The 11630-nt window shown below is 70.5% G+C and carries 9 protein-coding genes; 7 read left to right on the plus strand and 2 right to left on the minus strand.

Annotated features, from left to right (window positions below; translation table 11 throughout):
- Positions 1 to 2 precede the first annotated feature (2 nt).
- Both HTZ77_RS23475 and HTZ77_RS23480 read right to left on the minus strand, forming a co-directional pair.
- Complete coding sequence (locus HTZ77_RS23475; protein WP_328808724.1) at positions 3 to 1154, minus strand: branched-chain amino acid ABC transporter permease; 1152 nt, start codon at positions 1152 to 1154, stop codon at positions 3 to 5.
- A gap of 568 nt (positions 1155 to 1722) precedes the next feature.
- Positions 1723 to 2127: a PaaI family thioesterase gene (locus tag HTZ77_RS23480; protein WP_175592170.1), complete on the minus strand. Its 405-nt coding sequence runs from the start codon at positions 2125 to 2127 to the stop codon at positions 1723 to 1725.
- Positions 2128 to 2246: 119 nt separating this feature from the next.
- On the opposite strand from HTZ77_RS23480, the gene polA reads away from it, so the two are divergent.
- The 7 genes from polA to HTZ77_RS23515 all read left to right on the plus strand — a co-directional run bounded on the left by polA (position 2247) and on the right by HTZ77_RS23515 (position 11599).
- Complete coding sequence (gene polA, locus HTZ77_RS23485; protein WP_175591839.1) at positions 2247 to 4937, plus strand: DNA polymerase I; 2691 nt, start codon at positions 2247 to 2249, stop codon at positions 4935 to 4937.
- Positions 4938 to 5777: 840 nt separating this feature from the next.
- Positions 5778 to 6860: a polysaccharide deacetylase family protein gene (locus HTZ77_RS23490; RefSeq protein WP_328808725.1), complete on the plus strand. Its 1083-nt coding sequence runs from the start codon at positions 5778 to 5780 to the stop codon at positions 6858 to 6860.
- 213 nt (positions 6861 to 7073) lie between these two features.
- A complete protein-coding gene (rpsA, locus tag HTZ77_RS23495) occupies positions 7074 to 8555 on the plus strand; it encodes a 30S ribosomal protein S1 (RefSeq protein ID WP_175591840.1) in 1482 nt (493 codons plus the stop codon).
- Positions 8556 to 8906: 351 nt separating this feature from the next.
- Positions 8907 to 10043 (plus strand): epoxide hydrolase family protein, encoded by a 1137-nt coding sequence (locus tag HTZ77_RS23500; protein ID WP_175591841.1) that lies wholly within the window; start codon positions 8907 to 8909, stop codon positions 10041 to 10043.
- A 54-nt stretch (positions 10044 to 10097) separates the two neighbouring features.
- Positions 10098 to 10550, plus strand: coding sequence for a GNAT family N-acetyltransferase (locus HTZ77_RS23505; RefSeq protein WP_175592172.1), 453 nt, complete (start codon positions 10098 to 10100; stop codon positions 10548 to 10550).
- Positions 10551 to 10582: 32 nt separating this feature from the next.
- Entirely contained in the window at positions 10583 to 11185 is a 603-nt protein-coding gene (gene coaE, locus HTZ77_RS23510) for a dephospho-CoA kinase (RefSeq protein ID WP_175591842.1), read from the plus strand.
- An 84-nt stretch (positions 11186 to 11269) separates the two neighbouring features.
- Positions 11270 to 11599 (plus strand): PadR family transcriptional regulator, encoded by a 330-nt coding sequence (locus HTZ77_RS23515; RefSeq protein WP_175591843.1) that lies wholly within the window; start codon positions 11270 to 11272, stop codon positions 11597 to 11599.
- The last annotated feature ends 31 nt before the right edge of the window (positions 11600 to 11630 follow it).

Raw genomic sequence — 11630 nt, forward strand, 5'->3', positions numbered from 1 at the left:
CGTCAGCCGATCCGCTCTCGGCGGCCGAGGATGCCCTGCGGCCGGAAGAGGAGCACGATGATGAGCACGGCGAGCGCGCCGACCGACTTGAGCTCCGGCGGCACCCAGAGGGTGGACAGCTGGATGAACAGGCCGACGATGAGGGAGCCGACGAGGGCGCCGAACGCGGTGCCGAGGCCGCCGAGCGTGACGCCGGCGAAGATGAGCAGCAGGATGTCCTGGCCCATCGTGTACTTCAGGTTCTGCGACAGGCCGAGCATGATGCCGGCCAGCGCGGCGATGGCGCCGCCCATGGTCCAGATGATGCGGATGACCCGGTCGACGTTGATGCCGGACGACGAGGCCAGCGCCGGGTTGTCGGCGACGGCGCGGGCCGCCTTGCCGGTGCGGGTGCGCAGCAGCGCGACACCGACCACGATCAGGACGAGCAGCTCGATGCCCATGGCGACGAAGTTCTTGGGCGCCGCCGAGATCGGGCCGATCTCGATGCCGGGCTGGGCGGTGTACTGGGCGAACGCCTCGTTCTGGCCGCCGAAGAAGATGAGGAACACGTAGCGCAGGAAGAGGGCCACACCGATCGAGATGATCATCATGGCGATGGTGCCGGTGCCCCGTTTGCGCAGCGCCCCCCAGAAGAACCGGTCCTGCGCGTAGCCGAGACCGCCCGCGAGGATCACCGCGATCACCGCGGCGGGGATGAGGTGCAGGCCGACGCCGACGTTGAAGGCGTAGGCGAGGATGGCGCCGAGCGTGACCAGCTCGCCGTGGGCGAAGTTGGTCAGGCCGGTCGTGCCGTAGATGAGCGACAGACCGAGCGCCGCGAGCGCGATGATGAGGCCGAGGTTGAGGCCCTCGAAGGCGAGCTGCGCCGCCTGGGTCCAGAAGCTGCCCTCGCCGCCCGCCTCCTCCGCGGGCTGCCCCGGCGCTCCCTTGGGCTGCAGGGCGAACAGCACGGTGGACATGTTGCCCTCGTACACCGTCGGGGTCCGGACGTTGTTCCCGCCTCGGACCGCCGCGTTCTTGGGCAGCGTGGCGACGTCCAGCGTGACCTTGTACCTGCCGGCCTTCTCGACCGGCACCTGCCACGTACCTTGCGCGTTGGTGGTGACCTGCGCGACGGGTTGTCCGCTCTCGGTGGTCACGACGATTTTCACGCCATTCACTGGCTGGCCTTGGAATGTGAGTGTTCCTCTGAGGCCCTGGTCCGCCGTGGCCGCTTGGGCCGGGGCGGTGAGCAGGAGGACGAGTCCACTCAGGAAGGCCGTGAACGCGATCACGGCTCTGCGCAATGGTGCTCCCTCTATTAGGTCAAGGCGGGGTATGGGTGCCCCTCCATCTCGACACGCGCGCATCGCAGGCACAACTCGATGCTGTTGCGGGAGCTTATTGCGGGAAGGAGGACCTTATCTATCGTCCGTCACCAATTAGTGACATGTGCGTGTCGCAGGCGTGAGCAAACAACGCAGCAGGTCAGGCGGTGAATCGTCGCTGACGCCGAGGACCCTGCTGTGACAGGCCGGTGACGAGCGGCCCCGCGCGCCGCGCCGGCGCCGGGGCCGCGGGCCCGTAACGAGAACGAGCCCGAGGGGCGACCTTTGGGACCGTGCGGGGCTTCCCCGGCCTCACACGTTATCTACTCGGTCGCCCCTGCGGGCTCTGCTCGGGAACAACGGTAGCGACCCACGGGGGCCCTGTGCAAAGGGAGACGTGAGCGCGTGGCGTTCAACGATCGCGCAAGATACAGGTCAAACGCGACGTGCAGACGAGTCGTCCCTGGTCGTCGGTGATCTCGATGTGGTACGTCGCCAGCGTCCGCCCGCCGTGCAGGCGCGTGGCCACGCCCGTCACGTGACCGGAGGTGGCGGAGCGGTGATGGGTCGCGTTGAGCTCGATGCCGACCGCGATCCGCTCCGGGCCCGCGTGGATCGCCGCGCCCACCGAGCCCAGCGTCTCGGCCAGCACCGCCGAGGCGCCGCCGTGCAGCAGCCCGTACGGCTGCGTGTTCCCCTCCACCGGCATGCGGGCCACCACCCGCTCCGCGCCGGCCTCCACGAACTCGATGCCCATGCGCTCGGGGAGCGTGCCTTCGTGGACGGCGTTGAACAGGCCGATGTCGGCGGCGTCCATGCGCGTCGTGCCGGCAGGATCCGTCCGCGTCGCGTCGGCGGGGTCCGTCTGCGTCAAGAGGTGGCCTCCAGTCTTCGGGGCAGCGGTTTTCTGTCGCAGTCGCAGACTAGGCTGCGGGTGTGCCGAAAGTTGAAGTGACCCCCAGCCGACCGTGCCTGCTGCTGCTCGACGGGCACTCGTTGGCCTACCGCGCCTTCTACGCGCTCAAGGACGCCAACCTGATGACCTCCGATGGTCAGCACACCGAGGCGGTCTACGGGTTCACCTCGATGCTGACCAACATTTTGCGCGACGAGCAGCCCTCGCACGTGGCCGTGGCCTTCGACCGGTCCGAGCCCACGTTCCGGCACGAGGAGTACGCCGCCTACAAGGCCAACCGCAGCGAGACGCCCGAGGACTTCCGCGGCCAGATGCAGCTCATCTACGAGCTGCTCGACACGCTGCGCATCCCGCACCTGTCCAAGGCCGGCTTCGAGGCCGACGACCTCATCGCCACGCTGGCCACCCGCGCCTCGGCCGAGGGCATGAACGTGCTGGTCGTCACCGGCGACCGCGACGCGCTCCAGCTCGTCGACGAGCACGTCACCGTGCTCATGACCCGCCGCGGCATCAGCGACATGACCCGCTTCACGCCGGAGGCGGTCGAGGAGAAGTACGGCCTGACGCCCGCCCAGTACCCCGACTTCGCGGCGCTGCGCGGCGACCCCAGCGACAACCTGCTCAGCATCCCGAGCGTGGGGGAGAAGACCGCGGCCAAGTGGGTGCGCGAGTTCGGCTCGCTCACCGCGCTGATCGACCGGGTCGACGAGGTCAAGGGCAAGGTGGGCGACAAGCTGCGCGAGCACGTCGCCCAGGTGCTCATGAACCGCCGCCTCACCGAGCTGCTGCGCGACGTCGCCCTCGACGTCGACCTGGCCGACCTCCAGCAGGGCGCCTGGGAGCGCGAGGAGGTCAACAAGCTCTTCGACAGCCTGCAGATCCGCGGCGAGCTGCGCGAGCGCGTCTTCAAGACGCTCGGCTCCGGCGAGCGCGAGCCCGACCAGGGCTTCGAGGTCGAGACCGTCCTGCTCGGCCCCGACCGGGTGGCCGGCTGGCTGGCCGCGATGCCCGAGGGCCGCGCCGGGCTGGCCTTCCGCGGCGTCTACGGCCGCGGCACCGGACGCGTCGACGGCATCGCGATCGCCTCGCCCGACGGCACGGCCGCCCACATCGACCCGGTCAAGCTCACCGAGGCCGACGAGAGCGCGCTGCGCGCCTGGCTGGAGGACGAGGCCCGGCCCAAGGCCGTCCACGACGCCAAGGGCCCCATGCTCGCGCTGTGGGCGCAGGGCCTGACGCTGCGCGGGCTGGCCTGCGACACCGCGCTGGCCGCCTACCTCGCGATGCCGGGCCAGCGCACGTTCACGCTGGAGGACCTCGCCCGCCGCTACCTCAACCGCGACCTGCGGGCCGAGGAGGAGTCCGACGGCCAGGCCGCGCTGTTCGGCGACGACGAGGACGCCCCGGCCAAGGACCTCGCGCTGCGCGCCCACGTGGTGCGCGAGCTGGCCGAGGCCCTGGAGGGCTTCCTGGCCGGGCGCGGCGGCACCCAGCTCCTGGCCGACGTGGAGCTGCCGCTGGTGACCGTGCTGGCCGAGATGGAGCGGGCCGGCATCGCCGTCGACAGCCCGTACTTCTCGGGCCTGGAGGCGGAGTTCGGCGCCGCGGTCAAGCACGCCGTCGAGGAGGCCCACCGGGTCGTCGGCGAGCAGTTCAACCTCGGCTCGCCCAAGCAGCTCCAGGAGATCCTCTTCGTCCGGCTCAACCTGCCCAAGACCAAGAAGATCAAGACCGGCTACAGCACCGACGCCGACCAGCTCGCCTGGCTCGCCACCCAGACCGAGCACGAGCTGCCGACCATCATGCTGCGCCACCGCGACCAGCAGAAGCTGCGCACCACCGTCGAGGGGCTGATCAAGGAGGTCGCCGACGACGGGCGCATCCACACCACCTTCAACCAGATCATCGCGGCCACCGGCCGGCTGTCGTCCGAGAAGCCCAACCTGCAGAACATCCCCATCCGCACCGCCGAGGGCCGGCGCATCCGGCAGGGCTTCGTGGTGGGCGAGGGCTACGAGACGCTGCTCACCGCCGACTACAGCCAGATCGAGCTGCGCATCATGGCCCACCTGTCGGGCGACGAGTCGCTGATCGCGGCCTTCGAGTCCGGGCACGACTTCCACCAGGCCACCGCGGCGCGCGTCTTCGACCTGCCGCCGGAGCAGGTCGACGGCGAGCTGCGGGCGCGCATCAAGGCCATGAACTACGGCCTCGCCTACGGCCTGTCCGACTTCGGGCTGTCCGGGCAGCTCAACATCCCGGTGGCCGAGGCGCGGGCGCTCAAGGAGGAGTACTTCCAGGAGTTCGGCGGGGTCCGCGACTTCCTGCAGGACATCGTCCGCCAGGCCCGCACCGACGGCTACACCGAGACCATCATGGGCCGTCGCCGCTACCTGCCCGACCTGACCAGCGACAACCGCCAGCGCCGCGAGATGGCCGAGCGGATGGCGCTCAACGCCCCGATCCAGGGCTCGGCGGCCGACATCATCAAGGTCGCCATGCTGCACGTCCGCCAGGCGATCGCCGAGGAGCGGCTGGCCTCGCGGATGCTGCTGCAGGTCCACGACGAGCTGGTGTTCGAGGTGGCGCCGGGCGAGCTGGAGGCGCTGAGGCAGCTCGTGTGCGACCAGATGAACGCGGCCTACCACCTTCGGGTGCCGCTGGAGGTCTCGGTCGGCGTGGGCCGTACGTGGGAGGACGCGGGCCACTGACGGTTCGCGGCCGTCCGGCGCGGTCGCCGTGATGATCGTGCGGCACGCCGGTCCGGTCAGGTGACACGATGCCTGGCCTGGCCGGCGTGAGCGCGTTTCCGGGCGCGCTGCTCACGCCACCCGGGGCACACTCCACCTTGCCCTCCACACCTCCACGCCGCCTGTGCCTTCACGACTCCCACGCCGCCTGTGCCTTCACGACTCTCACGCCCTCACGCCGCCGTCCACTCCGCGAGGCCCATCCCGCGACGTCTCTAGCCCGCGACGCCCAGCCCGCGAGGCCCAGCCGCTGACCGCTAGCTCGCGCCGTCCGGCCCGCGCTCCCGAGACGCCTACGCCCTCCGTAACCCGCATGTCCTGACGAGGCCGACGCCCTCACGGTGCCCGGCTGCGATTCGGGAGATCGGGGCGGACAGGACGGGCAGGGCGGCCGCGGGCCGGAGCCGGGGCGGAGAGGGGCCGGATCGCGTCGCGAAGCAGACCGGGCCCGGATGCGAGAGACCGGGACGAAGAGCTGATGTGAGAGACCCGGGCGAGGGGTGGACGTGAGAGATCGGGACGAAGGTGGGGGATCGGGACGGGGCACGAGCGGGCGGGGAGCAGGAGTGGAGCAGGGGAGAGGTGTCCGGTTGTGTGCCGCGACGGGTGTTCTCCGGTCCCTGAGGCGGTTTCCTCGCGATATGGCGGGGCAGATGGGCCTCCGTACGGAGGGCCGCTCTCCGGGTGGCCCTGCACTACCCTGAAGGCTAGGTCCCCCGAGTGCACGGGAGTTCTGTGCGGTCAGCGTCGTCTCTCCCCCCGATCGTCGGCCCCCTCATCGGCGTTGCGAACGTCGTGGTGGTGGCCGTGGCCATCGTCGGGCTGACGGTGGTCCCCTCGAGCGGGGAGCCCGTCCCGCGCCCCCAGGCGGCCCTCGCGGCGCCGCCGACCGCGAAACCGCCCCACGACCCCACCCCACCCCAGGGAACGCCCTCACCGGGCCCCTCGGCGTCCCCCACGGGGCAGCCGCCCGGCGTGGCGGCCACGCCCGAGTTCGCCCGCCAGGTCAAGGCCAACGAGGCCGGCGTGGTGCCGGTGCTGATGTACCACCGCATCATCAAGAAGCGCTACGCCTCCATCGACCGCACCCCCGAGCAGCTCCGGCAGGAGCTGGAGGGCCTCGCCAAGCGCGGCTACGTGCCGATCACCGCGGCCGAGTTCGTCGCGGGCGACATCCGGGTGCCCGCCGGGAAGTTCCCTGTGGTGCTGACCTTCGACGACGGGCACGAGAGCCACTTCCGGCTGGACGCCTCCGGCAACCCGGCGCCCGACACCGCGGCGGGGGTCATCCTCGACGTGGCCCGGCGCTACCCGTCGTTCCGGCCCACGGCCACGTTCTGGGTCAACCGGGAGCCGTTCGGGCTGCGGGACGAGGCGTCTCAGGCGGCGGCCGTGCGCTGGCTCGTCGGCCACGGGTTCGAGGTGGCCAACCACACCTGGTCCCACCCCAACCTGGGCGTGCTGCCGAAGAAGACGGTCCAGAAGCAGATCGTCAGGGTCCAGCGGATGCTGGAGAAGCTCGGCGCGGGCACCCCGCGCACGCTCGCCCTGCCCTTCGGCGTGGCGCCGCACCCGCGCGAGCTGGCCCGCAAGGGCAAGTGGGACGGCACCCGGTACGACTTCACGGGCGTCTTCCTGGCCGGGGCCGAGCCGTCGCTTTCGCCCTACGCGAAAAAGTTCCGTCCCGGTGCGATCCAGCGCATCCAGAGCAATGGCAAAAAGGGCGAGTGTCGCAAATGGTGCTCGCAGTACTGGCTGGAGTGGCTGGACAAGCACCCTGACGACCGCTACGTCTCGGATGGCGACCCCGGGCGGATCTCCATCCCGTCACGACTTCAGGGTAATGTTGACGCCAAGTGGCGCGGCCGCATCAACGCCTACTGATGCTTGTCGATCAGGTGGCGTGCGTGACTTGGATTGACCCCGTGGCCGACGTCTCATATGCTGATCGCTGCGCTGTGGGCTCGCGCGCGCCTCAGACGGAGCGGGCTCGCGCTCGGTCACGTCGATGTCGTAACTCCTCGGCTTGATGCGGAAGAGGGCCTGCCGCGCATCCGCCACATCGACATCCTGTCCGCGTTCGGAGCACTTCCACACATGACGTCCAGCACTGAGGCCACCTCGAGCACCCCGCAGGTAGCGGTCAACGACATCGGGTCCGAGGAAGCCTTCCTCGCCGCGATCGACGAGACCATCAAGTACTTCAACGACGGTGACATTGTTGAGGGCACCGTCGTCAAGGTCGATCGAGACGAGGTCCTTCTCGATATCGGCTACAAGACCGAGGGTGTCATTCCCTCGCGTGAGCTCTCCATCAAGCACGATGTCGATCCCGCTGACGTCGTGGAGGTCGGCGAGCACGTCGAGGCCCTGGTTCTCCAGAAGGAGGACAAGGAGGGCCGCCTGATCCTGTCCAAGAAGCGCGCTCAGTACGAGCGGGCCTGGGGCACGATCGAGAAGATCAAGGACGAGGACGGCATCGTCACCGGCACCGTCATCGAGGTCGTCAAGGGTGGTCTCATCCTCGACATCGGCCTCCGTGGCTTCCTCCCGGCGTCCCTGGTCGAGATGCGGCGTGTCCGCGACCTGCAGCCGTACGTCGGCCGCGAGCTCGAGGCGAAGATCATCGAGCTCGACAAGAACCGCAACAACGTGGTTCTGTCGCGTCGCGCCTGGCTTGAGCAGACGCAGTCCGAGGTTCGTCAGACGTTCCTCAACACCCTCCAGAAGGGCCAGGTCCGCAAGGGCGTCGTGTCCTCGATCGTCAACTTCGGTGCGTTCGTGGACCTCGGCGGCGTCGACGGTCTGGTCCACGTGTCCGAGCTGTCCTGGAAGCACATCGACCACCCCTCCGAGGTCGTCGAGGTCGGCCAGGAGGTCACGGTCGAGGTCCTCGACGTCGACATGGAGCGCGAGCGCGTCTCCCTGTCGCTCAAGGCCACCCAGGAAGACCCGTGGCAGCAGTTCGCCCGCACCCACCAGATCGGCCAGGTCGTGCCGGGCCGCGTCACCAAGCTGGTGCCGTTCGGTGCGTTCGTCCGGGTCGAGGAGGGCATCGAGGGCCTGGTCCACATCTCCGAGCTGGCCGAGCGCCACGTGGAGATCCCGGAGCAGGTCGTCCAGGTCGGCGACGAGATCTTCGTCAAGATCATCGACATCGACCTCGACCGCCGTCGCATCAGCCTCTCGCTGAAGCAGGCCAACGAGGGTGTCGGCACCGAGGTCGAGTTCGACCCCACGCTGTACGGCATGGCGGCGACCTACGACGACCAAGGCAACTACATCTACCCCGAGGGCTTCGACCCGGAGACCGGGGAGTGGCTCGAGGGCTTCGACAAGCAGCGCGAGGAGTGGGAGCGGCAGTACGCCGAGGCTCAGACCCGCTTCGAGGCTCACAAGAAGCAGATCGAGGAGGCCCGCCGGGCCGAGGCGGAGGCCGGCGAGGCCGCTCCCTCGTCCTACACCGGCGAGTCCGCGGCTCCTTCGTCGAGCAGCTCCTCCGCTCCCGCGGGTGGCGCCCTCGCCTCGGACGAGGCGCTCGCCGCGCTTCGCGAGAAGCTGGCCGGCGGCCAGAGCTGAGGTAGCAGCCCGACCACAGGCGCGTCCTGAGGGAAGCCCCGCACGGATCATCCGTGCGGGGCTTCCCGCTCTTCATCCGGGCGCGGGACGCTTTGTGCGGATATGCGGCCTCGTCCGGCTGCCCGGGGCGCGCGCATGGCCCGCTCTTCGCCGCCGTGCCCGTGTGCGCGTGCCGCATCCTGTACGCGAGTGCCGCCCTCGCGCGGGAACGACACGCAGCGGCGGCGGCGTGCCTCCCCAAGCCACCGCCCCCCGCTCGCCCCGGGAGGGAGCGGCATGCCACCGGGTCATGGGCAGGACGTCGCGAAACGCGGAACGGATTCTTCCGCTTTGCTGTCTATCGTCGCAGACATGAAGTCCTTCGTGATCGACATCCCCCAGGCAGACCTCGACGACCTGCGTGACCGCCTCCACCGCACCCGCTGGGCCGGGCAGTTGCCCGGTGGCTGGAGCCGGGGCGTCCCGGTCGGCTACCTGCGGGAGCTGGCCGCGTACTGGGCCGACGGCTTCGACTGGCGGGCCCAGGAGGCGCGGCTCAACGCCTTCCCCCAGTACACGACCGAGATCGACGGCCAGACCGTCCACTACGTGCACGCCCGCTCGCCCGAGCCCGGCGCGGTGCCGCTGATCGTCACCCACAGCTGGCCGAACTCGGTCGCCGAGTTCATGAACGTCATCGGCCCGCTCACCGACCCGCGCGCGCACGGGCTCGACCCCGCCATCGCCTTCCACGTGGTCGCGCCGTCGCTGCCCGGGTTCGGGTTCTCGCCGTTCCCCGAGCCCGCCGACGAGCGGCCCTGGAGCATCGAACGCGTCGCCCGTACGTGGGCGGAGCTGATGGGCGGCCTCGGCTACGAGCGGTACGGCGCGCACGGCAACGACGCCGGGGCGCTCGTCACCCCGCGCCTGGCCGCCCTCGACAGCGAGCACGTCATCGGCTCGCACATCACCGCCGGCCTCGGCATACCCACCGGCGACCCGGCCGAGCTGCGGGACGCGACCGAGGAGGAGCGGGAGACGGCCCGCCACATCGGCGAGACCTGGGCGGGAGGCAGCGGCTACGGCCCGTACCTGTCCAACCGGCCGCAGACGCTCGCCTTCGGCTTCGCCGACTCGCCCGTCATGCAACTGGCGTACCTGGTCGAACGGTTCAAGGAGTTCGACGGGTGGCCCGGCGGCAAGGGCGAGCCGGCCGAGCCCGTCGACCGCGACCTGCTGCTGACCAACGCGAGCATCTACTGGTTCACCGGCACGGGCGGCTCGTCGTCGTGGACGTACTACGAAGGGGCGGCCGGCCTGCCGATCGACCAGACCGGCGTCCCGACGGGCGTCTCCCACGGCGGTCCCGACCTGTTCCGCCGGCTCGCCGAGCGCCGCAACCGCGTCGTCCACTGGGCGGGCGAGCACAGCCCCAGCCACATGGTGGCCATGGCGACCCCGGAGTCCCTGGTGCGGAGCCTCCGGACGTTCTTCGCCCTGAACGCCTGACGTATCCGGTTCGACCGGACCGGTGTCCCGGGACGGAGCCCCTCCGCTAGGGTGCTGGGCGTGGAGATCCAGCGGGCCGAGCAAGCCGACGCGGGCGAGATTCTCACGGTGCAGCGGGCGGCGTACGTCACCGAGGCCCAGCTCTACGGCGATCCGTTCATCCCGCCGCTCGTCGAGTCCGTCGAGCAGGTCCGCGAGGCGATCCGCGACGGCGTCGTGCTCAAGGCCGTCGAGAGCGGACGGGTCGTCGGCTCCGTCCGCGGCCGGCTCTCCGGCGCCACCTGCCTCGTGGGCCGGCTCGTCGTGGCGCCCGACCAGCAGGGGCGGGGACTGGGCACGGCCCTGTTACGGGCGCTGCACGAGCAGGTGGCCGAGGCGTCGGCGTTCGACCTGTTCACCGGCCACCTGTCCGAGGGCAACCTGCGGCTCTACCGCCGCCTCGGCTACCGGGAGACCCGCCGCGAGCGCATGGACGACCACCTGACACTCGTCCACCTGCGGCGGTGAGCATCGAGGAGGAGGCCGGATAGGCTTTGCGGGTGCTGAAGATCGGACTGACCGGCGGCATCGGATCCGGCAAGAGTGAGGTGTCGCGGCGGCTGGCCGCCCGCGGCGCCGTGGTGATCGACGCCGACAAGATAGCCCGCGAGGTCGTCGAGCCGGGCACGCCCGGCCTGGCGCGGGTGGTGGCGGCGTTCGGCGACGAGGTGCTGCGCGCCGACGGCTCGCTCGACCGCGAGAGGCTGGGCTCCATCGTCTTCAGCGACCCCGAGCGGCTCGCCGCGCTCAACGCGATCGTCCATCCCCTGGTGGGGGAGCGGGTCGCCGAGTTGCAGGGACAGGCCGCCGATGACGCGATCGTGGTGTACGACGTGCCGCTGCTGGCCGAGAACAAGCTGGCCCCGATGTACGACGTGGTGATCGTCGTGGACGCCTCCGACGAGACGCGCGTCGCCCGCCTGGCCGAGCACCGCGGCATGGCCGAGAGCGACGCGAGGGCCCGCATCGCCGCCCAGGCCACCCGCGAGGAACGGCTCGCGGTCGCGCACATCGTGATCGACAACGAGGGCGCGCTCGACGCGCTGGAGGCCCGGGTCGACGAGGTGTGGGACGACCTCCTGCGCCGGGCGGCCCGCGGCTGACAGGGTAGGGATTCCTGTCCCGGACGGAGACATCCGCCGTTCGGGGGGCTATGTAGAGTTCGAGATATGACGAGAAGACCTCGTATGACGACGTCCGTACGGGACGTGTTGCGCGTGTTCCTCTCCGACCCCGCCCGCGAGCGGTACGGTCTCGACCTGTGCGCGGAGGCCGGGCTGGCGAGCGGCACGGTGTACCCGATCCTGGCGACGCTGGAGGAGATCGGCTGGGTGGAGAGCCGGTGGGAGGACCCGGACGTCCACGTCCGCGAGGGACGCCCCCGGCGGCGCTACTACCTGCTGACCTCCGGGGGCGCCGAGCAGGCCCGGGACGCGATCGCCGCGGCCTACCGCTCCCGCCGCCAGCTCGTCCCCGACTGGGCGCGTCCCTTGGGCACGACGGGGAGCGCGTCATGAACCGCCGCGGCCGCGGGCGGCCTCATGCGTC

It is taken from the genome of Nonomuraea montanisoli, assembly GCF_013363975.1.
Lineage (GTDB): Bacteria > Actinomycetota > Actinomycetes > Streptosporangiales > Streptosporangiaceae > Nonomuraea > Nonomuraea montanisoli.

What these genes read in the sequence shown, in the direction of transcription:
- HTZ77_RS23480 (WP_175592170.1), bottom strand. Translation starts at nt 2,127, where the DNA reads ATGGACGCCGCCGACATCGGCCTGTTCAACGCCGTCCACGAAGGCACG.
- HTZ77_RS23500 (WP_175591841.1), top strand. Translation starts at nt 8,907, where the DNA reads ATGAAGTCCTTCGTGATCGACATCCCCCAGGCAGACCTCGACGACCTG.
- HTZ77_RS23515 (WP_175591843.1), top strand. Translation starts at nt 11,270, where the DNA reads ATGACGACGTCCGTACGGGACGTGTTGCGCGTGTTCCTCTCCGACCCC.
- rpsA (WP_175591840.1), top strand. Translation starts at nt 7,074, where the DNA reads ATGACGTCCAGCACTGAGGCCACCTCGAGCACCCCGCAGGTAGCGGTC.